At 48.5% G+C, this 26190-nt stretch carries 19 protein-coding genes; 6 read left to right on the top strand and 13 right to left on the bottom strand.

What is annotated here, in order from left to right:
* Positions 1-31 precede the first annotated feature (31 nt).
* Complete coding sequence (locus tag KJS69_RS18150; protein ID WP_213585205.1) at positions 32-4189, top strand: leucine-rich repeat domain-containing protein; 4158 nt, start codon at positions 32-34, stop codon at positions 4187-4189.
* Positions 4190-4319: 130 nt separating this feature from the next.
* Here the strand turns inward: KJS69_RS18150 and KJS69_RS18155 are convergent, their stop codons facing one another.
* The 4 genes from KJS69_RS18155 to KJS69_RS18170 form a co-directional block, all read right to left on the bottom strand.
* Positions 4320-6890 (bottom strand): hypothetical protein, encoded by a 2571-nt coding sequence (locus KJS69_RS18155; protein ID WP_213585206.1) that lies wholly within the window; start codon positions 6888-6890, stop codon positions 4320-4322.
* Positions 6887-8596 (bottom strand): RNA polymerase sigma factor, encoded by a 1710-nt coding sequence (locus tag KJS69_RS18160; protein WP_213585207.1) that lies wholly within the window; start codon positions 8594-8596, stop codon positions 6887-6889. The genes KJS69_RS18155 and KJS69_RS18160 overlap by 4 nt, the downstream gene beginning before the upstream one ends.
* Positions 8597-8985: 389 nt before the next feature.
* Entirely contained in the window at positions 8986-9285 is a 300-nt protein-coding gene (locus tag KJS69_RS18165) for a hypothetical protein (RefSeq protein WP_213585208.1), read from the bottom strand.
* Between the two features lie 511 nt (positions 9286-9796).
* The gene (locus KJS69_RS18170; RefSeq protein ID WP_213585209.1) at positions 9797-10909 is read right to left on the bottom strand and encodes an RNA-guided endonuclease InsQ/TnpB family protein; all 1113 of its coding nucleotides are present in this window, start codon (positions 10907-10909) and stop codon (positions 9797-9799) included.
* Positions 10910-11046: 137 nt separating this feature from the next.
* On the opposite strand from KJS69_RS18170, the gene KJS69_RS18175 reads away from it, so the two are divergent.
* Entirely contained in the window at positions 11047-11679 is a 633-nt protein-coding gene (locus tag KJS69_RS18175; RefSeq protein ID WP_213585210.1) for a DUF4825 domain-containing protein, read from the top strand.
* A gap of 112 nt (positions 11680-11791) precedes the next feature.
* Positions 11792-13735, top strand: a complete 1944-nt coding sequence (locus tag KJS69_RS18180) for an alpha/beta hydrolase family protein (RefSeq protein ID WP_213585211.1) — start codon at positions 11792-11794, stop codon at positions 13733-13735.
* A gap of 56 nt (positions 13736-13791) precedes the next feature.
* On the opposite strand, the gene KJS69_RS18185 is transcribed toward KJS69_RS18180, so the two are convergent.
* Both KJS69_RS18185 and KJS69_RS18190 read right to left on the bottom strand, forming a co-directional pair.
* Positions 13792-14238 (bottom strand): Rrf2 family transcriptional regulator, encoded by a 447-nt coding sequence (locus KJS69_RS18185; protein WP_213585212.1) that lies wholly within the window; start codon positions 14236-14238, stop codon positions 13792-13794.
* A 49-nt stretch (positions 14239-14287) separates the two neighbouring features.
* Entirely contained in the window at positions 14288-15013 is a 726-nt protein-coding gene (locus KJS69_RS18190; RefSeq protein ID WP_213585213.1) for a DsbA family oxidoreductase, read from the bottom strand.
* Positions 15014-15545: 532 nt separating this feature from the next.
* On the opposite strand from KJS69_RS18190, the gene hisD reads away from it, so the two are divergent.
* Positions 15546-16859, top strand: coding sequence for a histidinol dehydrogenase (gene hisD, locus KJS69_RS18195; protein ID WP_213585214.1), 1314 nt, complete (start codon positions 15546-15548; stop codon positions 16857-16859).
* A gap of 361 nt (positions 16860-17220) precedes the next feature.
* Here the strand turns inward: hisD and KJS69_RS18200 are convergent, their stop codons facing one another.
* The 4 genes from KJS69_RS18200 to KJS69_RS18215 form a co-directional block, all read right to left on the bottom strand.
* Positions 17221-18180: an ABC transporter permease gene (locus tag KJS69_RS18200; RefSeq protein ID WP_213585215.1), complete on the bottom strand. Its 960-nt coding sequence runs from the start codon at positions 18178-18180 to the stop codon at positions 17221-17223.
* A complete protein-coding gene (locus KJS69_RS18205; protein ID WP_213585216.1) occupies positions 18173-19099 on the bottom strand; it encodes an ABC transporter ATP-binding protein in 927 nt (308 codons plus the stop codon). Before KJS69_RS18205 ends, KJS69_RS18200 begins: the two co-directional genes overlap by 8 nt.
* A 326-nt stretch (positions 19100-19425) precedes the next feature.
* Positions 19426-19785: a GIY-YIG nuclease family protein gene (locus KJS69_RS18210; RefSeq protein ID WP_213585217.1), complete on the bottom strand. Its 360-nt coding sequence runs from the start codon at positions 19783-19785 to the stop codon at positions 19426-19428.
* Between the two features lie 6 nt (positions 19786-19791).
* The gene (locus KJS69_RS18215) at positions 19792-20574 is read right to left on the bottom strand and encodes a DUF2087 domain-containing protein (RefSeq protein WP_213585218.1); all 783 of its coding nucleotides are present in this window, start codon (positions 20572-20574) and stop codon (positions 19792-19794) included.
* A gap of 371 nt (positions 20575-20945) precedes the next feature.
* Here KJS69_RS18215 and KJS69_RS18220 point away from each other — a divergent pair, with 371 nt between their 5' ends.
* Together KJS69_RS18220 and KJS69_RS18225 are read left to right on the top strand one after the other, a co-directional pair.
* The gene (locus tag KJS69_RS18220) at positions 20946-21356 is read left to right on the top strand and encodes a YjdF family protein (protein ID WP_213585219.1); all 411 of its coding nucleotides are present in this window, start codon (positions 20946-20948) and stop codon (positions 21354-21356) included.
* A 114-nt stretch (positions 21357-21470) separates the two neighbouring features.
* Complete coding sequence (locus tag KJS69_RS18225) at positions 21471-22703, top strand: aminopeptidase (protein WP_213585220.1); 1233 nt, start codon at positions 21471-21473, stop codon at positions 22701-22703.
* Positions 22704-22857: 154 nt separating this feature from the next.
* Here the strand turns inward: KJS69_RS18225 and KJS69_RS18230 are convergent, their stop codons facing one another.
* From KJS69_RS18230 to KJS69_RS18240, 3 genes are all read right to left on the bottom strand, one after another.
* The gene (locus KJS69_RS18230) at positions 22858-24018 is read right to left on the bottom strand and encodes an acyltransferase (protein ID WP_213585221.1); all 1161 of its coding nucleotides are present in this window, start codon (positions 24016-24018) and stop codon (positions 22858-22860) included.
* A 240-nt stretch (positions 24019-24258) separates the two neighbouring features.
* Positions 24259-25140: a metallophosphoesterase family protein gene (locus KJS69_RS18235; protein WP_249730584.1), complete on the bottom strand. Its 882-nt coding sequence runs from the start codon at positions 25138-25140 to the stop codon at positions 24259-24261.
* Positions 25141-25205: 65 nt separating this feature from the next.
* Positions 25206-26189 carry a carbohydrate ABC transporter permease gene (locus KJS69_RS18240; protein ID WP_213585222.1) on the bottom strand — a complete coding sequence of 328 codons (984 nt, stop codon included), beginning with the start codon at positions 26187-26189 and terminating at the stop codon, positions 25206-25208.
* Position 26190: the final 1 nt, after the last annotated feature.

The raw sequence follows: 26190 nt of genomic DNA on the forward strand, positions 1-26190 counted from the left end.
CAGGTATAGGTTGGTAAATAGGAGGAGAAAAGTGGAAAGACTGAGAAAGAGCTTAGCATTTGTATTAAGTCTATCATTGCTGCTATGTTATTCTGGTGTATCCTATGCTATTTCGTCAAATCCAGAGAACCTTATTGTCGACTCGACAACTACAGCACCCGAAGAGATCGTTTCTGAACAAAGTGTTACTGCAAATGTTTATCAAACGATTTATCAAACGATTCATTTTCCTGATCGAAATCTGGAGCTTGCCGTTAGAGACAAGCTAAATAAGCAGGATGGAGACATTCTGGTCGACGAGGCGTTAAGCATCGAAGAATTAGAAATCTATAACGGATATATTTCTAATTTAGAAGGAATCCAATACTTGGAGAACCTTAGCGTTTTAAAGCTGAATTACAATCATATTGAAGATATTACTCTATTGTCTTCTTTAAAATCTTTAACACGATTAGAGCTAAAAGATAACAACATTCATGACCTTACCCCGCTAGCCTCACTTTCTTCTCTAATCTCACTTTATTTACAAGATAACTACATCAAGGATATTACCCCACTATCCAAATTAACCCAGCTGCAAGAACTATATTTGTCTGGAAATCAGGTAACCGATTATTCACCTACCCAACCATATTATAATCGATTAATTGGTAAAGATTTCGTTTTGCCCCAACATAAAGAAGATCATGCCATCTCCTTTCCCGATCCGTACTTCGAGCAAGCCGTACGACAGGCTATAAACAAACCAGAAGGAGATATCCTAGTAAGTTATGTTCATGGACTCACTGATTTTGGCGTACATGGAGAAGAACTCAAGAGCATAGAGGGAATTCAATATTTTGCAGACTTGAAGAATTTAAGTATGTCGTGGACAAAAGTAAAAGATATAAGTCCTATTCGAGAGCTTACAAAATTGGAGTCGCTTAGTTTTACGGATGGTGAGCTAGAGGATATTAGTTCTTTAGAAAACCTTAAAAATCTTAGATCCCTTTCTTTCCAAAATAATATGATTGAAGATATTTCGTCATTATCCGGACTGCCTTATCTAAATTCTCTAAACTTAAGCTATAACCATATTGAGGATATAAGCCCTTTAAGCAATCTGACAAATTTAAGAAGTCTCTATCTGCGTGGCAACTCGGTCAAGGACTATACGCCTACAGCTGCCTATTATGAACAATTATATGGCAAGGATTTTTCATTAAAAGTATTAAGTGAAGACGAGAATATTGCTATCTCCTTCCCAGATCCATACTTTGAGCAAACCGTGCGAGAGGTCATAAATAAACCAGAGGGAGATATTCTAGTAAGTGATGTGCATGGGCTGACTGATTTATATATTTTTGAGAGAGAGATAACGAACATTACGGGAATTCAATATTTTTCAGATTTAAGGAATTTAACTACTCATTCGACAAAAATAGAAGATATCAGTCCTATTCAAGGGCTTACAAAACTAGAATACCTTAGCTTTACGGATGGCCAGCTAGTAGATATAAGCGTTTTAAGAAACCTTAAGAATCTTAGATCCCTTTCTTTCCAAAATAATAAGATTGAAGATATTACGCCATTATCCGGACTGCCTTATCTAAATTTTCTAAACTTAAGCTATAACCATATTGAGGATATAAGCCCTTTAAGCAACCTGACAAATTTAAGAAGTCTCTATCTGCGTGGCAACTCGGTCAAGGACTATACACCTACAGCTGCCTATTATGAACAATTATATGGCAAGGATTTTTCATTAAAAGTATTAAGTGAAGACGAGAATATTGCTATCTCCTTCCCAGATCCATACTTTGAGCAAACCGTGCGAGAGGTCATAAATAAACCAGAGGGAGATATTCTAGTAAGTGATGTGCATGGGCTGACTGATTTATATATTTTTGAGAGAGAGATAACGAACATTACGGGAATTCAATATTTTTCAGATTTAAGGAATTTAACTACTCATTCGACAAAAATAGAAGATATCAGTCCTATTCAAGGGCTTACAAAACTAGAATACCTTAGCTTTACGGATGGCCAGCTAGTAGATATAAGCGTTTTAAGAAACCTTAAGAATCTTAGATCCCTTTCTTTCCAAAATAATAAGATTGAAGATATTACGCCATTATCCGCACTGCCTTATCTAAATTCTCTAAACTTAAGCCATAACCATATTGAGGATATAAGCCCTTTAAGCAACCTGACAAATTTAAGAAGTCTCTATCTGCGCGGCAACCCGGTCAAGGACTATACACCTACAGCTGCCTATTATGAACAATTATATGGCAAGGATTTTTCGCTAATATTACCTGAAATAATTCCTATCACAGAGGTGGTTTTACAACCTGAAGAATTGGTTTTAACTACAGGAGATCCTCCTGTGGCATTGCAAGCAACTATCTATCCCGCTAATGCGACCTTCCAAACTTTAATATGGTCAAGCAGTGACGAGAATGTTGTCCAAGTAAGCAGAGAAGGGTTAGTGCAAGCAACAGGGGCCGGAACGGCGATTATTACTGTTCATTCCTCCGATAAGACAGAGTGGGCCACAGCTCAGGTTATCGTGCTCGAAAGAAAGATCGCGGTCGAACATCCAAAGCAATCAATCCAAGTTGGACAGGATGACTTTACCTTGGCGGTATCTCAGCAGGCAGAAGACGTTAAACTTCAGTTTCCGGTTCAACAAATTAATGCAGAGCTGAAAGTAGCCACCTCGCCTTTAATTAAGGTAGAGATGCAAACTTCTCTGGGTCAAGTCAATTTACTAATTCCTAAAGGAACGTTAATTAAAGGCTCCGCCGATTGGGATGGAAGCTTGCCTTTACCTACAATCCGACCAAACCATAGTCTCACGGTTAGTGAAGCTCCTTCTATTCATGCGATTATTGAAGTCGGATTTGATGATTTAGATCTCTATTTCGACCAGCCGGTCAGACTTGTTATTCCTGGACAAGGAGGAAGAAAAGCGGGTTACCTGAAGCGAGGGGAATTCAAGCCTATCGAGAGAGTTTTATCAGCAGATCATCTGGATGCGGCTATTCAGGAAATCCCCGAGGACGAAGAAGCAAAGATTGATGTGGGCAAAGATTTAATAATCTGGACGAAGCATTTCACAACCTTTATTGCATATGAGGATAAAAGAAAAGATCCACCTTCCGGTTCCAATTCGGGTTCGGGATCAGGCCCAGGCTGGGCAGGCGGTTTCGCCTCTGTCATGTCACCAGGTGCTTCCGTGTCCAAAAAGATAACAAAAGCTGATGGCGGAGTGTTGGAACTTGGGGAGCTAACCATCAAAGTTTTACCCAAGTCCATTTCTGAAGATTTCACCCTAACTTTAGAAAAAGTTACAGAGACGGAGCTGCCCAAAAATTCCGCAAATTTGGAATTCCTGGACGAAGCCTATAAATTAAGCCCCAGCAAAGAAATTACTTGGCAGAAACCGTTCTACGTAACACTAAGTATTCCTGATGAACTCTCTCTCGATTCGGTTCAAAAAAGTGCATTATACTACTGGGCCGAGTCGACTGAGGAATGGCTAGTCATCGACAACCTGACCATCAACGAAGCCGAACGGAGCCTGACGGGCGAATGGGAGAAGCTGGGCTTAATTGCGCTATTTATAAACCATGAACAGGAGTCAGGAGAGCCAACCGACGCAGGCAAAGATCAACAAACGGCCGTCCTTATGGATATCAAAGATCATTGGGCAGAAAAAGACATTATCCAGCTTGTCCATCAAGGAATCATTAAGGGCTATCCCGATCAAACCTTCCGCCCCGATCATAAGATAACGAGAGCTGAATTTGTTTCCATCCTTGTGCCTGCACTTGGTTTAGAGCTTACAGACGGGAAAATATTTACGGACACCGCTAACCATTGGGCACAAAAAGAAATCGCTGCCGCCTATTCCCAAGGGATTGTCGGCGGCTATAGTGAGGCCGAGTTTGGACCGGATGATGCGATTACTCGGGAACAAATAGCGTCTATGATCGTCCGAGCGTTTAACTTACAGCCTAAAGAGCTGACTAACCCCTATAAGGATCACTCTGATATCTCTATATGGGCTATAAAAGCAATTGAAGCCTCCATAGCCCACGGGATTATGGATGGCTACCCGGATAATACGATCCAGCCACAGGGTCAAGCTACAAGAGCAGAAGCGGCCACCATGGTGATCCGAGCACTAAATCTGCAAGATTAAGTACTTATTTTTATTTGCCTATTGAAAAAGCGACGAGTGAATATCACGATGAAGCAAGCACGTCGCCTTGTAAAAACTGGAAGGGGGAGTCCCCTTCCAGTTTTTTTATATTATTCAAACATGCACACGATCATAAAAGCTCTACGAGGGTACGATAAGCTTGAATGGCACCCATCTCAGCCTGTTTAGCGCTGCGCATTAGATCGGCGGCGGCGTAACGGCGTTCGGCGTCCGGAATCGGACCGAAGGGCTGCATCCATGGAAACATTTCGTTCAGCTTGACGAACGCCGCCTTAAGCTTCTCCGCATAACCTATGGCCGTATCGAAAGCAGAACTTAATGCTGGGTCATTAAACCTCTCCTTGGCCTCGATCAGAAATTCCCAGCCGAAGCACCGCAGCTCCTGCCAAGCATTAGCATGAAGCCCTAAATACCAGCCGTCGTACAACCCTTTGTCCAATGCATGGATAAGAACGTCATATGCCTCTGACCCGGTGTAAACTTCCGGTTGAGCCCATTTGCCTGCCGGATCGGCAAACTCTACGGCTAGTTGAAGGGCTTCCCGCACCACAAGGCGGTCACTGGGGGCCGGCCTGGGCTTTGCCCAATATAGCCTTACCTCCCCTTCCTCCTGTGGAGTAAGCATAGCGCCCTTCTGCTGATTCCGTTGACACGCATCGCAACGGCACAACGTCCGAACGGGCCCTTCGTCCTGGAAGTTCACTCGCCGGGCAGTACACGGCTCACAAGGGCACTGCCCGAGTCCATACATCTCCCAGGGGATCGCCCGCTCCATCGGTCCATGCCATGAGCTTGTGTAATAGCCATCCCGGTCATAGCCGTGAATGAGCGAATACTCACCTCTCAGGAAGTCAACGGAACGGCCAAAACAGGCCCAACCGGCATCGATGGCCTTCCTTGCTGCATCCCACGCTTGGCGAAGCAAGGCGCGGTACGAATCACCTTGGGAGGCACCGTCTACGCCATCGATGTCCAGGCCAATGTTGCCGAAGAGCTCAATGAAGCGTCTCTCCGGCATCGGTATGCAAAAGTCATGAACGTTAATCCGTTCATGCATAGCAAAGAGAAAAGGTCTTCCCGTTACCCCCCTCAGCCATGCGTCGGAGCAAGAAATTCCGTAATAATCCGTTATTCCGCGATACGTATTGAATGGGGACATACAGCTGATTCCATGGTAACGAAGCCCTTTAAGCAAAGTCCGCGGACCGAGCCCATCTGCCAGTTGCCGCATTACTTCCAGGGCGGAGCGCTCCACTTCGGCTGCTCGACGGATCGCTTCGGCGGCCTTCCTGCGCCATCCCTCCTCGGCCAAAGGCTGCTGGTGGCCGGAGGGCCGCTCGGCAACCGCCGCCGCGATGGTCCCTTCTGCCTCTCGGAGAGCAGCCGCTATACTTTGGTATACGCGGCTTCCTTCCCTCAGTCCTTCCATGCTGGAAGGGCCGGCGTGATCCATGGCTCGCTCCAAATAACGCGCGGCGTGTTCACGAGCCTTCCGCCATTTGGTGGCTATCTGGGCATGCTGAGCAGGATTGGCATCCGGCTCCATGATGACCTCAAGCCACTCGGCATAGGCATGAGCGCTTGCTCCACCCGCTTCTGCCGCCCACCGAAAAGCCGATTCCATTCGTTTACGACTGTTCTCTCCATTTCGCCCCTCCTCGCCATCGACAAGGTGAATCGAATAGATTTCGGGCTCTTCTCCTCCCTCACTCAGCTCGTCCATACGCAACGTCATTCCGCCTCTTTCGACGCTTTCTATCCTAAGAGACGGCCCCATACATCCGGTTATGGCCATAAACTCACGCTGTCCCTGCAAGCGGCCCATTAGCGGAACCCCTTCCGCAAGCAGATCCGATATCCTTTCCTTGTCCGCTTCCCTTACTTCAACCCCCAGCAGTTTAATTGGATCGGATAAACGCAAAAGGTCTATATCCTCCTCGCTTCTCGCAACCTCCACAGGGGCGAAAGCCAGCCCTGTCGTAGCCAGCCAATCCGACTCGTCTATATAGCGATTATAGAATTGCATGGCCCCCATCAAGCAACCGATCCAAGAATAATCATGCGGAACGGGGCGATATCCCGGAAGAACGAGAGCCTTGTCCTTCATTTGCCCACCCGTTTCATCGGGTCGTGGCTCGGCTGGCCGAAACTCTGTTACCGCTAGTGTGCCTACCCGCAGGTTCGCCTGCCAACCGGTGCGAACGCCGATTGGACCTTGCAGCCCGCGATAGTTTCCCGGCAGAACAAATCGCTCCTCGCCGTTAACGAGTAAGCGCATGACGTCCTCCGCGATCACCCACTCCACTTGATGCCAGCGGCTCGTTGGCACGCTTCCAAGCCCGGGTACGTTAAAAGCTTCCCCCGTGACCGGGTGTCGGACGTGGAGAAGATCCTCGCGACGATCCCAATTGAGAATGACTTGCCCTTTTTCATAGACCAGCACCATATTGGTGCTATCCGTCATCAAGGTTGCCTCAATGGAAAGCGGAGTCCGATAGTGCCGTTCTGTTAGAGCGCTATACACACCAAACGAATCCGTAAATTGCATCCCCTCCGGGAGGCTGATGGGTTGACTATCCGGATGGGCGATGAGCCGATCAACAGGCTGGCCATCCTGATAAACGTTTATCCAAATTGAATCGTCGATCACCGGCTGAGCGGCCATTTGTTTTTTCATCATCGTTCTTTCTCCTCCTCTTCCAGCTGCAAACATCGGGACAGGCGTTTTAACGCGGCCAATCCCGCCTCTTCGCTTGCTTGTATGGTTAGTAACAAATCTATCGCTTTCTTGGCTTCGGACGGTTCCTGAGGTGTTCCCCCGGATGGAAACGGAAATCGCGCAGCCAGATGAGCAAAGCCTTCCGCCGCTTCGTAGTAATGCCCCTCCGCTTCAAACGCTAGGCGCTCCTTCTCCCCCTTCCAACCTGCCGACCATTTTCTTATAAAATGAACGGCATGCTTTCTGGCATCCGCGGCAACCAAGATCGTATAGCTATTCCCCAGTGGGTCAACCGTTCCATTGCGGAAAGCTGTGATCCAAGCCTCGTACGCCGCCATTCCATTGGCGTAGCCGGGAAAAGTTAATTCCCCGTAAGCATGCGCTTCCACCATCGCTATCGTCCCCATTAGCCCTCGTTCAGGCGATAGATGCCAAGACTTGCTCTTGGGCTCCATGGCCAGAACGAATAAGCCTCCATCCGTGCCATTCCCCAGACAATCATAAGCGAGCTTGCGTGTCCCGCCCCCGTCGTCCCCAGTTAATTGTTGGCGATCATCATCATAGCCGAATAATAAACCGAATTTCGGCGCAAACAGGTCCCACGCGATAACGGCCCGTCCGGCCGCAATTTCATTTCTGGCTAACGTGACGGCCTCTCCCAGCATGTACGCGGTGGGGGCAACCCCGCCATCCCCGATGTGCTGAACAGACAGACCGAGATTCGCGAGCCCTTCGGCAAAAATCGGCTCCCAGAAATACATGGCCGGTCCGGATACTCCAATTCGGGCCGTTTCCAAGCTTAATCGAAATGCCTGTCCCGTAAAGCCCATGACATCGGAAATCGATAGATTCCGGCAACCGGCATGCCTTAAATAATGGAAGACACACACGGCAAAAGAATTTTCCGCGACTTTCCATTCTTCAGCCTTCCAGCAAAGAGGCAGAAGCATGCTCGCTTGGCGAGCAGACCCATGGGATGCAGCATCCACGCGGTCGCGCAAATATTCCCGCACCCTAGCCTCCTTGACCTTATGCCGGGAGCGGGAGATGGCTTTATATACGCTGCCTTCGCTCATCCCCAAGGCTTCGGCAATCTCTTGGGGCGCAAGCTGCTGAAACACATACGCTTCAAACACCTCGCGCTCTCTAGCGGACAGACCGTGCAGCATTCGATGAATAGCGGCCAGAAATTCCCGCTGCAGCCAGACCCGCTCCGGATCATCCGCTGCAAAACCGGAACGCCTCTCCGCATTCCTAGAGAGTTGGTAAAGCATACGATCCAATTTTTGGCCGACTCCAGCAGTAATCGTTCCATTCCCCTTCTTATCGCCCTTACCCCTGCCATTTTCCAGGCCGCTGAATACCATTTCTCGTGAAAGCCGAGTCGTCTCGCGCACATTCATTAGCGCTTCATTGCGTACGATACGGGAAAGCCATGGAGCAAATCTCTCCACGTCCGCCAACCGATCGATATGTTTAAAAGCTTGGATCAGCGCTTCCTGTACGACATCTTCCGCTTTTTGTCCATCCCGGACAATCCGCTTGGCTATCCCGAGGGCTCTTTCCCGATGCAGCCGGACCAGTTCCCCGAATGCTTCCGCATCTCCTTCGCGCGCTCTTTCGGCCAGCCCGATTTCCCTTTTGCTTAAGTCCGTTGCTTTCGTCATCCTCCCCTCCTTACGGCACATAATAAGTTTGATGCTCCGAGGCGCACTTTTTGGACATGAAAATATAAAAAATATTATTTGACTGCATGATATTCGTAAACCATTTGTTATTTAATTAATTCGCATCGCCATTCTGCTACTCCTTCCCTTCCCAAAAAGAAAAACCATATTACGGATTAGTCGTAATATGGTTCAGCAGATTTGATTAGCTTCCAGTTGCTACCAAACCCTTCCGTTCAGTAGCAAAATTTTTACTACATTGTACAATTCCCTTATTTGGTGAATCTGGATCACCATCCATAACATAAACCTGTTTTTGTACTCGATAGTTATCATCCACACTAATTACAGAGTAACTAACAGGAGGTCATTCATCAAAATCTTGATATTTAAAGTGTAACAGTCACTTTAATATCGTCAAGATCGGAACTATCAACCCCAACAATTCTGAACCCCATCAAAGGGATCCCATTCGCACCTCTCTTTTCCATTATTGCAGTAAAATAGTCATTAATAATACTTTCTGCAGCTTCCTCAGGATTTCGCAATACCTCTTGAACGGGTTTACTTGTCATTTCGCTTAAAGATTTATTAGTTAATTCGGAGGCACTGGCTACTCCCACACAGGCCAACAATATTACTCCCAGTGCTACCACTAAAAAAGAAGAAAACCTTTCACTTTTTTGCATTATTATTCACTTTCAATTATACAAGTATGAGTTATCTCTTACTAACAAGACGGTAGGAATTCAGAAATCACTTTGATTTTGACATACAAGAATAACAATTTTCAAGTTTTATTCAAGACAAATAATTGATCGCAGTATTTGTTAAAGAAAATCAGCCTGTAGAGCTCACTCTACAGGCTGATGTAGTTAGTTAGAGTAATTATTATTCGTAGCGTTACCAGATACATTAGCAGAAGCAATACCACGATTTGATACAAAAATGTAACGGTTATACCGGTATCTACTTTAGATAAATATGCACTGCTGTGTCAGAAATGCTATAATCGAATCCGAGCTTATATCGACAAACATTTTCAGAACTTGTACACAAGAACAGGAAGTGACTCGTCAACAACTCATGACTCAAGTCACGAGCTTGTAACTGCCCGGAAGTGAGTGCGGCGGTTAGCCTCCTTCCTTGGGGTGGCGTTACCATAGGCAGGTTGACTGCTGCCCGACTGCATAGGTATACCTACACAGCCACTTCAGCGATGTACTGGATTCCAATGCGCTGAAGATTCATAGCGCCAATGCGATCATCATTCGAGCGATACCCGCACTTCTGACAACAGAAGCGGTGCCTCTTCTTATCCCGATTGGCTCTCTCTGTATGCTCACATTTGGGGCAGGCTTGTGAGGTGTAACGGGGATCAACCGCGATCACTTTGGCTCCATGGAGGATGGCCTTATACGTGATCATCTGGCGCAGCTGATAGAAGGACCAAGAAACGGTTTCATAACGATCCTGGACCCGAACCCGTTCTGTACGGTTTCGAATGCCCGTTAAGTCTTCCAATACAAACAACGTATGGGCCCCATATCGGTGGACGAGTGCCTTGGATATCCGATGATTGATATCTGTCATCCAGCGGTTTTCTCGTCCCCCGATTCGCTTTAACTTACGGCGAGCGGAGGCTGTCCCCAGTTGCTGCAGTTGCTTTCGCAAATGCTTGTACTTCGAGCGCTTATTCTTAATGGGTCTACCGTGAAAGAACGTACATTGACCTTGGGAGTCATAGCTGGTCGCGATAAAATGGACGCCCATGTCTAATCCAACCACTTGATTCAAAGATGGATCCGAGACTTCTTCCACTTCTTTGGTCATTGAAAGGTGTAAGAAGAACTTCCCTCGCTTGTGGACCAACTTGGCGGTCCCGAAGGACCAGGATCCATCCAAATACGTTTCCATGCCTTTCGTTTCATAAGCCACCTTGATGCGGCCATGCAGGGTATTGATGGAAAACATCCGTTGCGTAAGCGAGTAATCTCGACGCCAAACGAGGTCGAGCTCCGGTTTCTTGAACCGAACGAATGTCCAGGGGTGGCCGTTGCCGACTAATGACTTGTACCGAGCAATCACCGTTCGCATGACCGATTGGGCCATTTGAGATCGCAAGGAAAAGGTAGAACGCAACTCTCGATACATCAACTGATGCAGCTTCGTCTTGGAGAGAATTTTCTCTTCAAATACAAGCTTGGACAGGTAATCACTTGCCAGACGATAAGCTCGTAAAGTCTGTCGTAACAAATCGATTTGTTCAGGAGTGGGCAAGATCTTCACTTTGGCGGTTAAAGTGATCTTCAACTCAAGTCACCTTGCTTCGTGTTAATATGATCAGCTAGGCTGTATCCTACACATTTCACTATATCAAACATATGTTCCTGTTTGAAGCGGAAATTCAGAAATAAGAATCAAAAGAGGAGGAGTAAGGGGCGTGACTAATGAGTGAAGGGCGTAAATTCCTCTCACGACTCAAGTCGCGAGTATCCTTTACGCAGATCATGAACGCCAATTTTAATAAAAGGACCGTTCTCATCGTAGGCTTGCTTGTTGTAGCACTTGTCCTGCTTGCCGTAGTGAAAGGGACCGGACTATTCCAGAACGCTTCAAATGAGCAGCAAAAACAAGCGGACCAGCAGGATCCCCTGACCCATCACTTTGAGGATGTATTAAAATACAAAAACCAATATATGGGCAACGCTTCTAATCTCTCTAATCTTTTTAATAACCTGCCCTTAAACCATGTTGGAATGACGTTTGAGCTGTTACCGGATACATTAGCGGCCGAGATCAACTACAATGGGGTAGTGTCAGATATAGGCAGTACGCTGGTTCAACGTTCCTTGATCTACAATGCAACGGCCGCCTTTGCTCTAATCGATAATTTGGAAGAAATTCACGCTAACTTTATTGGAGAAGCCTACCAGATCAAGCGTGAGGATATAGAGACTTGGTACGGGGTTAATGTGTCGACTTTAGCCGATACAGAGGTTTGGGTAAAAACGGTACAAAGCCGTCTGGCTAACGATGAGTACGTGTTCGATAGCGCAGCGGCGATAATTAAGAAGAAATGAGAAAGGGGGAGCTACCATCTTTCCCTTTTATTAGGTTCATGCTGTGATATAATAAAATAAAAGAAATCGATTTCTATTTTATTTAATTATTGGTTTAGAGGAGGAGGCTATTTTGAAAATATCCGATCTGGAAAGCTTCACTGTAGGGCTGCACGACGTCAAGGATCAGTTGAAGCAGCATGTCTATCGGCGATCGATGAAGGCGTTTGCAGAAGGAGACCGGGCGCGAGACGCCATCCAAACTCCCCGACAACTGGAGGAACGACGCGCTTGGGTCCGCAACCAATTTATCGCTGCATTGGGAGGACTCCCCTCCCACGATCCCCCCCTGGAGCCTCAATTGACCGGTACCGTTTCATTTGACGGATTTCGAATTGAAAAAATCATTTTCCAATCCCGGCCGCAGGTTTATGTGACTAGCAACCTGTATATCCCCGATGGACTTTCCACTCCCAGCGCGGCGGTCTTGTTCGTCTGTGGTCACCATAGTGATGCGAAGCATAATCCGAACTATCAGATGGTTTGCCAGCATCTGGTCCGCGCCGGACTGATTGTGCTAGCGATCGATCCGGTCGGTCAAGGCGAAAGATTCAGCTATTACGATGCTGCAGCTCAAGCGGTCAGCATTCCCCCAGGGACATGTGAGCACGATTATGCGGGCAAACCATGCTGGCTGCTCGGTCAATCGATCGCGCGTTACTTTGTTCACGACATTATCCGGGCCGTCGATTATTTAGGTACCCGCCCGGAGGTTGACGGGGATCGAATAGGGATTACGGGGAATTCCGGAGGGGGCCTCCAGGCCGGAATGGCGATGATTTGCGAGCCTCGGCTCGCCGCAGCGGCACCGGCTACTTTTATTATGAACCGCCGTTCGTATCTATGGTCCGGCCAAGCCCAGGACGCAGAACAAATATGGCCCGGCTTGACTGCCCAGGGAATCGATCACGAAGATATTTTGCTTGCGATGGCTCCCAAGCCCGTCCAGGTATTGGCTGTTCAATACGACTTCTTCCCTATTGAAGGAACACGCGAAACCGTTGACCGTGTGCGGCGCTTCTGGGAAATGTACGGTCATTCTGATAAGCTTCAGCTGGTGGAGGACGCTTCCGTTCATAGCTACACGGAAAACTTAGCCAAATCGGCTGCCGTTTTCTTTGCCCGCCATTTGCTCGGAGCCGATTCTTCGTCTCAGGGGCAAGTCGATCCGTTGGAGCCTTCCCGGCTTTGGTGCACAACCAGCGGCCAAGTCCGGGGAGACTTCGCTCAATCCCGCACCACGTATGACGAGAACGTTGACGTCCTGTCTGAATATAAAAAGCAGCGACAACCTTTGTCCGAAGCTTCATGGAACAAAGCCGTATCCTGGCTTCGGGAACAAGTATATTACGAACGAAAGCCGTGTGATCTGAACCCGCGCTTTGTCAATGTAGGCCGGTGGAACGATTTGGATGTGCAGTCGATCATCTGGAGGAGCCAAGAAGATTTATATAACCATGGTTTGCTATTTAAATCCTTCACAGCCGCAGCAACGCTACCAACCCCGCTTACAATCGCCGTATGGAATGGCGGAACTCAGTGTCTGCGACCTCACTTGACTTGGATTCGGCAGCAATGCAGTGACGGCCGGGCCATACTCGTTCTCGACGTTACGGGAACGGGCGCTCTTCAGCCTCATCCCATAAACCAGCACGGCATCGAAGAACGCTTCGGCACGATTTATAAGCTGGCTACCGATCTTCTGTGGCTGAACGATAGCTTGGCTGCTATCCGTATTTACGATATATTGCGGGCTTTGGAATTGGCCTCTTCCCTGCCCTATATCGCAGCCGAGAATATCCAATGGTACGCCAATGGAGTACCCGGCCTTTATGTGCAGTTGGCCCAAGCCATCGACAATCGTATCCGGACTGCGGAGCTGATTGCTGCTCCTGAAAGGATGGAGAATTGGGTGAATTCCCGATATTATGATGTGGACGATGTGATGGGAGTGCTCCTTCCAGGGGCATTACAGCACTTTGACTTACCGGACATCCCGGGAACTGCCAACGGGTAATGAATGATTAGTATGGACTTAAACGGAGAAAGAGTCCAGACTCGTGCTTCCGTAAGCTATTCCGGCAATGACTTATCAAAATCTATTTCTGCCATGACATCCGACAAGGTGAACTGGCTTAAATAGTCAATTAGCTGTTGTTCCGCTTTGGCCATCAACGCTTCCAGCTTGAGATCCAGCTGCCTTCCCGCCTCGCCGCAATCCAGATCATCCTTATTATCCGATTCCCGCTCATCTTCAATAGCGAGGTATATATCGGCCAGCGTAATTTGTTCCGGAGGAATTATTAAAAAATAGCCCCCATCCCGCCCTTCTTTCGCTTCAACAATTTCTGAGCGGGACAACAGCGCTAGAATTCTGCGAAGAAAAGTGGCGTGGGAATTCACTTGACCGGCGATGGCAGAGCTGGAAAGCACTCCCCCGCTGTGAGAAAGCCACGCCAGCACATGGACGGCAATCCTGAAGCGGGGCTTCGTGATCTGGTCTATGCGACTAATCTTCATCGTTTCACTCCCATCCATTCTTTATTGAACTCAATTAAGCTTGAGTTCATTATTTGGGCACACTGCACGATCCGTCCGAGCAGCCGTCATCTGACGCTGAATCGGTTGCATCCTGTACCATTTTCAGAACCGGAGCGGCCTGCTCTTCTTCCCATACTTGGTTCAGCACTTGCGCGAACGATTCGCTCGATTGCGCTCCCGAAACGGCATATTTGTTATTAAAGACGAAAAAAGGAACTCCGCTTACTCCTAGTCGAGCCGCCTCTTCCTGATCTTGTCTCGCATTAACAGCGTATTCGTCTCCCGACAGCATAGCCGTCGCCTCATCGGCATTCAGACCAACTTCAGCGGCCAGCTTCGCCAGCGTAGGATGATCGCCAATGTGCAGCGACTCGGTAAAATAAGCGTGCAGCAGCCGTTCCGTCATTTCGCTCATCTTGCCATGCTGCTTCGCATAATGAGTTAAGCGATGCGCATCCCGCGTGTTGGTGGGAAGCATCGTATCAAAATGATAATCCAGCCCCACTCCCCTGGCCTGCTCCGCTACTTGCTCGTTCATGGCTTTGGCTTTCTCGCGGGACATTCCATATTTATCGGCCAGAACCTGATGCATATCCCCTTCCACATCCCGGGGGGTATTTGGGTCGAGCTGAAAGCTGCGATAAACGACCTGCACCTGGTCTCGATGCGGGAATTGATTCAGAGCCATTTCGAAACGGCGTTTGCCAATATAACAAAAGGGGCAGACATAATCCGACCAAATATCTACTCTCATGCTTCATTCTCCTATCTATTATAAATTGATAATTAATCGCTGCAAGCTAAGCTTGGACAACCGAATCGCTATTATCCAGGTCAATCAGGACGGAACGCCATTTAAGATCATTGCACTAATTAACTGCAACTGAATTAAGCACATTATATAATGATCGATTAACGATGACAAGTATTAATGGCAAAGTACCATTTTTATCCTAACCCATTCGCTGCGGAATAATAAACATTTACAACCTTCTCTCCTCCGCGTATAATGTATCCAACCGATTTAGGGGGATGATTGACAATGAATAGCGTGATCCGATCTGTTGTTAATTATTATAACCATCATCATAAGTAGGCGTTTGTCTTGCGGATAACGACCGTAGGGACAAACGCTTGTTGGCGTTGTACCTACGGACCCAAGAGTCATGTAGGTATTTTTTATCCTGCATGGCTCTTTTTTGTTGTCCGCAAGAAGACAGTTCATCCAACCCCTAATGGATCAACCTTTATTATCAGCATTATGTAAACTATTGGAGGGATAGTTCATGGCAAGCAATATTTATCGATTTCCGGAAGACCGGGAGGTTCTGGCCCAACGTTTTCAGTCCCACAAGGAGCTTTTCAACCGGGAGGTGCTGACTGGCGTTTACTCCATTTTTGATGACGTTGGCAGGAATCAGGATGCGGGAATCCGAAAGGCGACCCAAGCTTTTGATAAAGTGGTTCTGGATAATCTTGTTCTGGCGGAAGCTTATATAGAGAACTGCATCTCTTCCTTGACTCCTGATCTAAGAACGGCGATTGATCAAGCCATTCAGCATGTCCGGGAAGTGAATCTGGCACTAATGCCCGAATCGTGGAAAAAAGAAATAAGGCCCGGAACCGTCGTCGGGGAAAAAATCAGTCCGCTGGAATCCGTAGGCATCTGGATACCAGCCAGAAAAGGCCCTCTCCTGTCTACCTCCATTATGCTGGTCACTGCAGCCAAAGTGGCCGGCGTCCCCCGTATCGTCGTAGGAATGCCGCCATTACAGGACGGTTTGGGAGATCCGGGAACCGTAGCGGCAGCCAAGCTGGCGGGGGCCGACCAATTCGTAGTGGGCAATGGAGTGTCCATCATTGCCGGATTAGCCCAGGGGACGGAATCGATCCCGGAAGTGGACGGGATCTATGGACCGGGGCCCGGGGGGATCGCCGCAGCCATGAGCGTTGCTCTAGCGTTTGGCAAGCGAACCGTGGTCGGACTTGGCCCGACGGAAAGCGTCATTCTGGCGGATGAATCGGCCGACCCTGCAACGCTGGCCAATGATTTGATCAATGAAGCAGAGCACGGTCCCGATTCCTCCTCGCTGCTCGTCACCCCCTCGGACCGGCTGGCCCGACAAGTGGAAGCACAACTGTGGCTAGAAATTGAGAAGGTGGACGAGAGGAGGCAGCCGTTCTTGAAGCGAGTGTTCGGTCCCGAAGGCAAGGGCGCCATTGTCGTCCTCCCGGATATGGATAGCGCTTGTCAATTTATTAATGACTTCGCTCCGGAGCATCTGATGATTGTCTGTGAAGAGAAGCTTACGAAGTATGCTATGGATAAGATTACAAATGCGGGGGAAATTCTGATCGGCAGCTTTACGCCCTTTTCCGCCGCCAATTATGGAATCGGAATTACTGCCGTGCTGCCTACGAATGGGTATGCCAAAGCCTTCTCCGGAATAACGGCTAAGGATATGGTGAAGTATTCGACGATCGGGCAGTTGAATCAAGCTGCGCTGCGGGACATCTATCCCATTATTGAACAAATGGGCTTGTACGAGCAGCTCCCTTGCCATGTCAAAGCGGCGAACGTTCGGCTTGCCAAGGAGTAGAGACGAGGAATAACAGTAGGGGAGAAAACGGTTCGGATGTAGCTAACTGCCAGAGTATGGTGGATAGGCAAGTTTTTGTGACAGCCCGACTTAGCGGGGTCATGGTGGTTTTCCTCCCTTGGACGGTTGGGCGAACCTAATTTCCTGCGAAAATACATGAATTTTGGTGCTATTGCAGGATTTAACCCAACAACTCAAGTGTTCTCCCAAAAAAGATGCCCTTTTGCAGGCTTGTGCATAGCGGCACTCTTCTTATAGTATTCCCTTAAATCGTTTCATCGGACAGACTCCTAGTCCCCGCCTCAACAGCAAACGGACTTCGGATGGCCGTCCGAAGCCCGTTGTGCCATGGGTGGCCTGTTCAGCCCGCTACGTCCCGCTTCGTAAACAGAAGCCAGGCAATAAATTGAAACAGAACATAGTAGGCCAGCAGCATGCCGATAGAAAACAGCATCGTCATTTCCGGACGAATCGGGCTGCCGCTCACATATTGGCTTAAATCTACATTGGCGAACAGAATATACTTGACCCACTCATACCCGCTTAGCATTTGAACAATCATGTTGCCGAGAAGCATGAACAAGAGAGAGAAGGCGATCGCCATAGACGAGCTGCGAAAAGCAGCCGAGACCATAAAAGCAAACGTTACATACATAATCAGCTCGACAACCTTGTAGCCATAGGTTTGCAAAATATGGAGCAACATGGATCCTTCCTGGACATTGCCGTCGGCCCCGATCGTCACATAAGGTCGATCGAGTCCATCCATTCCTTCAAAAACAGCTCCTAACGCAAAAGCAGCAAGGAAGCACACGACGAGCAGGAAGACAGCGAACCATAACGTCGCCAAATATTTGCTCAGCATAATTTTCGTTCGGGAGGCTGGACCGACCAGCAGCAGTTTAATGGTCCCCCATGAAAATTCCGCGGCAATCATATCCGCCGCAACAATAACGGTTAGTATGGCGACCAGAATAATCATCGAAGAAGAGATATCTACCATATTCCACAAAGTACGCTCCTGCGGATTTAAATTTTGTTCCAAATAGTAATTGTTTAATTTGATTTCATTTTCTGCCCGCAGCTTGTCCTCCGGAGTGAAATTAGCCCCCTCGCTCTCCAGATTATTCTGAATATGTTGATTTTGCCGGGCAATGTCCTGTTTCCAGTCTGCGCTTGGCTCCCTTTTACTTTCATCCCACTGGATGATTCCTCCCACTAACGCAAGGGCCAGAATTAGAATCCCGATCATCGCCCATGTGCGGGGACGACGATAGATTTTCATATTTTCATTACGAACTAAATTGTACAAGCTAGACAATGGGCTCCCCCCTGGTCATATCCAAAAATTGATCCTCCAACGATCGCTGCGCCGCTCGAATCCCATACACATTAATTTCCGCATAGACAAGCGCTCTTGTTATTTCAGGAATTCTCTCCCGTTCCACCACTATTTCCAAATGGCCATCCCTTACGGACATAAGCTCAACTGGAATAGCTGCAGACAGAAGGTCCTTCGTTAATTGCGGATCGTCGACATCGATAATAATCTGCTGCCTTTGAGCAGAACCTTGCAATTCACTCATCGTGCGGACATCGATTAATTTGCCTGCCTGAATAATGGCGACTCTGTCGCACATCAGCTCCATCTCAGACAACAGATGGGAGGACACGACGACGGCGATGTCCTCCTGACGGGCCAGATGGCGCAAATAATCGCGCAGCTCACGGATCCCCGCCGGATCCAGACCATTCGTCGGCTCGTCCAGAATAAGCACCGAGGGCTTATGCAGCAGCGCCTGAGCCACCCCCAGCCGCTGTCTCATCCCTAGAGAGTAGCTCTTCACCTTCTCGTGAATACGATGCTGCAGACCGACAAGCTCCACTACCTCGCGGATTCGTTCCTTGCTGACGCCGGAATGCCTTCTCGCGAATTGAAGCAAATTTTGATAGCCCGTCAAAAATTTATACATTTCGGGATTTTCCACAATGGCCCCGATATGGGTCATCGCCAATTCAAAATGTTTACGGACGGAAATGCCATTAACGAACACTTCGCCCCTGGTCATCGAGATCAGGCCTACAATCATCCGGATCGTCGTCGTTTTGCCCGCGCCGTTCGGCCCCAGGAATCCGAACACTTCCCCCCTGGGAATATCGAACGACAGATTATCTACAACGAGGCGTCCCCCGATTTTTTTCGTTACATTCTGAAGCTGCAGTACGGCTTCCTTACTCATGAACAGATGGACCTCCCAAGCTTTTTGTCTAAGTATACCTCCCGTATCTCCGCCTGCGGAATGGCCCCGGGTTGAGTCCTGGACTGGACTAAAGTCGGTGCTACCTCCCCGTCCCCCATATCTGGTTCAGGTCAAAGCATCCGCAGATTCAAGCTGCCAACTCCCGCTTTCGCCAACCTTTAGTTTACACATTCACTCCTCCCCGGGTAGGCAGTCCTGCCTTCGCCAAAAGTTATCATCGCAGGATTATGTATCACAAAAAAAGCTGTTCCATCAGCAGAAAAATCTACTCATGGAACAGCCTCTTCTGTCCTCTTATGAACCTGTCAGCTTTTGGGGACATGATATCCGCGCTCTCCGAACGGCTGAAGCTTGTCGATCCACTTTTCTTCCAGCTTAGCTAGCTCATCCTTCGTATCATAGTACACGTTATCTTTCGGCTTCAAAGTCTCCAGCACTTCAAGCTCGAAGGCTTCTTCCCCGTATTCCGTCCATTCCTTCTGCAGCTCCTTGTTCACGTCAGTCCCGTTGTTCAGCGCAAACCGCTTGCCATTGAGTGACTTCAGATTTGGGGTGCTGCCTATAAACAGTTTCCCGTTTTGACAATTTTTGATCTGATAGACTCCCGCTTCGATTTTCATTTCTTTATATTGCTCTGCCAACTGCTTTTTACGTTCGCGATCCATCTTTTCCTACTCCTTTTTAATCTGGTTAACCGAGCCGTTATCAAGCCAGTACTCGCTTCCGTCCGGCTTTCTGTCCAGAAATCCGTATTCAATCAAGTACCTTCTTAACGTAACGTGGTCGTCATAAACTTCCTGCAAAATGGCATTGACTTCCCTCTCACTATAGATTCGTTCGTTCGTAAACCGTTTGGCGATCTCGCGCAGTACGACTAGCTTTTGTTTTTCCTTCAGGTGAAAAGTCGTCAGGCGCCCCCCTGCTTCTCGCGGAAAATATTTCTGTAAAATAGCCTCTTTCTCTTCCAAAGTAATATTATAACGATCATCTGCCATCGTCGCCGTTTTATGAACGTCAATGAAAGTCGGAGCATGCTTGTCCTTGTCCTTGAGCAGTTCCATCAAGGTCAGAAAAACTTTAGACTGACGCTCTTTCTCCTTAAGCGCAAAGCGGTGATTCCGAATAGTCGAAGCACTGCCAATCCCCATCACCTGCTGTATTTCCTTATCGCTCTTTCCTTTGTAAAAAAGCCGCAAGAGACTGTTCTGATGCTCCGTAAGGCCCGTCAATTTTTTATCCAGCCGAATCAAATACTCGAACACGGAGTGATGCTCTCTCTCGATATGAAGGCGCATATATTTCTCCGCTTCGTAGAAATTCCCTGCATCCGGATATACGATCCCATGCTCCACCGCTTTACCGCAGAGCAAACATATATAATACTCTCCCTCGCAAACATATCCGCGTTTAAACTCCTCCGGTGCTGCATTCCAAAAACGATCTGCACTATCCATGCCTAAACACACCCTTGAATTATGTTGTGTTAATATAGACATTATCATATAACGTCTATGAATTGTCAATTCCTAGTGTCGCCCCTCTACCTCCCCTTCTTCTAACATCTTCCTCTTTTGAATTGAATCAAGTGCGTTCCGAACCATTCCCTTGGGGTTCCCTCGATCTTATCACCATTCCACTGGCATCACTTCGGAGGCACCGTCCCGATTGACATCCTCAATTGATTTCCCCATAATTTATCGTGAGAGTGTAGAAACACAGCTCCGGTTGGTAGTCCGGACGCACGGCGGTTCTTCCCGTGCCCGTGTCAGTAACCTTCCCCCCTCGGGATGTCCTTCACTCTCTGCATTAAGAGAGGGGAGTTTATATGAAATTGACGGTTTATCATGACGGCCAATTTTGGGTAGGAGTTATTGAGCTTAACGACGGTGGAAAACTAAAGGCCGGAAGGTACTTGTTCGGAAGCGAGCCCAAGGATCAGGAAATTCTCGATTTCGTAAACAACCATTTGCTGGGTTTCTGCAGGCAACTGTCTCAGGAAGTATCTGTCGGTTTCACCGAAAGGCGAGCCATCAATCCGAAGCGGATCGCGCGAATGGCGGCCCGGGAGATGAATAAACCGGGAGTGGCTTCTGCCGCCCATCAGGCTATTCAATTGGAATACGAGAAGAGGAAGAAAGAGAGAAAAACCTTTACCCGGGAACAGAAGGAACAGCTTAAAGAATATAAGCGGGAGATCGCCCGGCAGAAGGCTAAAGCCAAGCACCGGGGAAAGTGAAACTCGTTTAAGCCAGTTTGAGCATCGGTTAGCCGGATGGAAATCGGAAGTGAACACCTTTCACAAATGGGGTACAATAAGGATTGGAAGGATTATTTTACAAGGAGGCTTACCATGACTGATTTCAGGCAAAAATTAGAGCGGTATGCGGAATTGATCGTAAAAGTCGGTGTCAACGTGCAGCCAGGGCAGACCGTCTGCGTGTCTGGTTCAACGGAGATGACGGAGCTGGTTCGGCTTGTAGCCAGCAAGGCTTACGATGCAGGGGCCCACAATGTCCTTGTCGATTGGAACGATGAAGGGTTGTCCCGGCTTAAGTACGAAAAGGCCGCAGACGAGGTGTTCACGCATTTTCCCGAATGGGAAGTGGCCAAAAGAAATGATTTGCTGGACCAAAAAGCCGCCTTCATCTCCATCATCTCTCCGAATCCCGATCTGCTCAAAGGAATTGATCCGAAACGCATCGCCAATTATCAGAAAGCTTCAGGGAAAGCGCTGGAACGATTCCGGCAGTTTATCCAGTCGGATAAAGTGAGCTGGACCGTTGTGGCAGCCTCCACCCGGGATTGGGCTTCTAAAGTCTTCCCGAACGTCAGCGCGGAAGAAGCGGTTAGTCAACTGTGGGAAGCGATTTTCGAGTCGGTGCGCCTGAACACGGACGATCCGCTGAAGGCATGGGAAGAGCATAATGCTACATTACATAAAAAAGTCGATATCCTGAACAGCAAGCATTTCCATAAGCTTCATTATAGAGCGCCGGGAACAGACTTGACGATAGAACTCCCGGAGAAGCATCTGTGGGTCGGCGCCAGCAGCACGAATGAGCAGAATGTCGAGTTCATGGCCAATATGCCGACGGAAGAGGTCTTCAGCGCGCCGCTCAAAACCGGGGTCAACGGCTATGTTTCCAGCACCAAACCGCTTAGCTACGGGGGCAATCTGATCGACAATTTCAAGCTGACCTTCGAGAACGGACGCATTGTGAGGGTGGAAGCGGAGCAAGGGCAGGAAATCCTGCAGCAGCTTATCGATACGGACGAAGGCTCGCATTATTTGGGAGAAGTGGCGCTCGTACCGCATGAATCCCCCATTTCGCAATCGAACGTTCTGTTCTACAACACGCTGTTTGATGAGAATGCCTCTAATCATCTGGCCATTGGCAGCGCCTATGCCTTCAATCTGGAAGGCGGCAAAACGATGTCGCAGGAGGAACTCGCGCAGAACGGCCTGAACATCAGCATCACTCACGTCGACTTTATGATCGGCTCCGCAGAGATGGATATTGACGGGATTCATAAGGACGGCTCGGTCGAGGCTATCTTCCGCAAAGGAAACTGGGCGATTTAACGCACACAATTTCTCATGACAAAAGCAGCAGGAGCGAAGAAGCTTCTGCTGCTGTTTTTACTTTTCTGTCCAACTTTCCTTCGCCAGGCACCACCCGCTTTTCCCAGCAGAATCAGCCCTTAAAGAATGACTCAGGAAGGATACCGAGCAGCGCTTAGGCTGCAGATTGCCGCGAAGTCCGCCGGGATGCTCCAATCCCCGTAACCGCTTTGCCGATCGGCGTTCTAGACAAGAGCATCGTTACGACTACCGACATGGCTGAGCACAGTACAAAAGCAAGCATAGTGCGCAAGGTGACATTCATACCGTCCAGCAGCCAATCCGCAAGGGGGACGGCTCCTTTCAGCATTAAGGCATGCACCAGATAAGCCCCGTAGGAATAACGCCCGATGACATTCAACCATCGGTTAGTTCCTGCATCAATCCGCTCGGTCAACCGCATCGTGAGTCCATACATGACCATAATCGATGCTATCAAATAAACGGCCATCACCGGACGAAGCAGGAACAGATCGTTAAAGTGGATCTGGAAAACCGGCTCAAGCTGAAAGCCGGAAATGACCCGATAAGCGAAGTAACAAAACATGGCGATGAAAAAAAGATTAATCGGCACCCGGTATCGTTTGATCCAGCTTTTCCAGGAATGAAGCGCTATCCCGGCCACTGCTCCCAGCAAGAAATAATAAATGAAATACAAACCATTGCGATCGGCATATTCCGTGAACATTGGTGTGATGACCGGAATGTTCCATTGCTCGGCAGCCAGGTTAATGGGCCAAACCAGCGTCATGAGATAGACGTATAAGCCGGCCATAACAAGCAAAGCCGCATAAGTCCGCGCCCGGGTGTCAAGCTTCCTTTGCAAGGCGAGGACAGCACGGCGTAACACTGGGAAGAATAGATAGAACTGCAGGATCATGATGACATACCAGAGGTGATAGGAGGCTTTCCCCGTTACCGCAAGCCTCAAGAACTCGATGATCTCCGTCATCACGTCCTTATTCCAGCTCCAGGAGACGGCATAATAGACAGCGCTCCAGACCAGATAAGGGACGACAATATCTTTAAAACGTTTGGCCATAAAGTCTATGTAGCGCAGCGGACCCTCATAATTGTAAAAAAGGACCAGGCCCGTAATAAAAACGAATAACGGCACGGCAAATTTGACAGCAAGCAACAGCAAAGCAAGCGCGACGCCGTCGGCCAAGTTCACATCCGGTTCGTAGGCATAATGACCAATCGTATGCTGCAGCACAACGGCTAGAAAGGCCAGCGAACGCAAGTGTTGAATTTCTGTAATTCTGGGCTTCTTCATCTTTGTCGACGATCCTCCAATGGAATGAGGTCAAATTCCTACCGTTCCTCATTTTATTACAGCTACTGCCGGATTGGAAGATCAGCCGCCAAAGCTCTCGTCGAAAGCGGCAAACTCGATAAAATCTGCCGTATCCCATTGCCCGTCATACCAGTATTTGTGTACACTCCACATGCTTAAGCTCGGTTTCTGGAAGAGTCGCTCCTATGTCGATAAAAATGATTATAACTGGAAAATCCATCAATACCTCCACGGCCGTTCGCGTACGATATGGACCGCATCGACCCACCTTTGCTCATCATGCCGGCGTCCCCTGATCACTACGCGATCCGGCTTGGCGGCAACCAGCAAACTTTCACTGATTGTGCCGGGGATCGGCCCTTTCGTTGTTGGGCTCCACGGCTGGCGAATCGAGGAGCTTTCGATATGAGCGAAACCGACATTTCGGTAAATCCCGGGACTTTGCAGTTCATAATGCGTATGACCGGAAAACAGAATGACTTCAGGATGGGCGGACAAGATATCCTGCAGCCGCTCCCGCTGAACGACATCTTCCAGAGGTTGATGCAAAAAGACAAACACAGGCGGCTTATCGGGCGCAGAATCCCCGGCCGTGTGCTTGTTATCGTTCTGTCGCAACGCATCGTTCAAAAATTCAAACTGTTCGTCGGAAAGCCAGGCGTGTTCTCCAAACTCCCGGTTCGCATCCTGATACTGCTCCCCGGCCAGAAATATAAAATGGTAAGGTCCGAACCAGCGATCGTAGTACGGCTTTGGCAAGTTGAAATAACGGGTGAATTGGCGAACCGCCGCTTCCGAGGACCACCCGTTCGGAAACGTAGACTTATGCCATTCGTAATGTTCTCCCTTCCTGTACCACATCCGGTAATACTCATGGTTCCCCATCGTTACCCAGACGGGCAAACGGGCATGGTCGGCAAGCAAGGACAGCAATGTTTCATAATCCTCGCTGCGCCCATCCGTAAGATCGCCGTTCACGATGATCAGCTCGGGCGGTTCCGGCAGACCGGCATAATCTTCGAGCGCGGCATGCAACCGCCTATGCGATTCTGCATCCCAAAACTGGATATGAATATCCGACATCACAGCAAAACGAAACACGGAATCACCACTCCTTGCGGATAAAATTCAAAAATTCGTCTTTCTTCATCGTTTGTCTCCTGCGCCTATCCGACAAGCCCCGTACGCTCCACACTCTCCACGAAATATTTTTGCGCGAATAAATATAAAATAAAGATCGGCGCAATCCCGAGCAAAATACCCGTATTCAGCAGCAAGGACGTATGGGACACACCTCCTACATGCTCCGGCCTGACGATGCCGGGCAGCAAGTCAAGCATTCTGGACAACAAGGTGGAGTTGTGCATGTACAGAGTGACGAAATAGCTGTCATTCCATTGCCATACGAACGAAAACAGCATAACCGTCGCAATCGCCGGGACCGCATTCGGCAGCATCACCCGGGCGAATGTCTTGAACACTCCGGCTCCGTCAACATACGCGGCTTCTTCCAGATCTTTCGGCAGCGCGCGGAAAAATTGACGGAATATAAATATATACAACCCGTTCTTCAATCCCATCGCCAGCGCTGACGAAATAAAGAACGGCCAGAAGCTCTCGAGCAAGTTCATTCCTTTATTGCCGGTAAACAGCTCATACAAGCCGAACACATCGAAAAACCGAAAATGCAAATAAGTCGGAACCATCAAAGTTTGCGGCGGCACTACGATCGTAAAGATCACAATCGCAAACAAAATGCCGCTCCCCTTAAATTTCAGCCTGGCAAATCCATACCCCGCGAGCGCGCAAGATATAAGCTGAAGCACTGCCGTACCGATACTGAGCAGAAAAGTATTGGACACCGCAGTAAAATAATCCAGATACCCGATTATCGTCTTCACATTATCCAGCGTGAAGTTTCTCGGAATCCAGACGACGGTGGAATCGTACAGATCGAGCCGATCTCTGAAGGCCAGCGAGAGCTTCAACAAAATCGGGTACAAAATAATAAAGCAGATACCGAAAATAATAACACCGCGAACAAGGACCCACAGCCAATGCTTCGCTTTGTCAACCGGACGATAACGGTCGAACCATTGGGCAACAGCAGTCGAAGCCTTGTGGCTGCTCTGCTTGAAAGCCGTTTTCATG

Source organism: Paenibacillus sp. J2TS4, from assembly GCF_018403245.1.
Taxonomy (GTDB): Bacteria; Bacillota; Bacilli; order Paenibacillales; family NBRC-103111; genus Paenibacillus_L.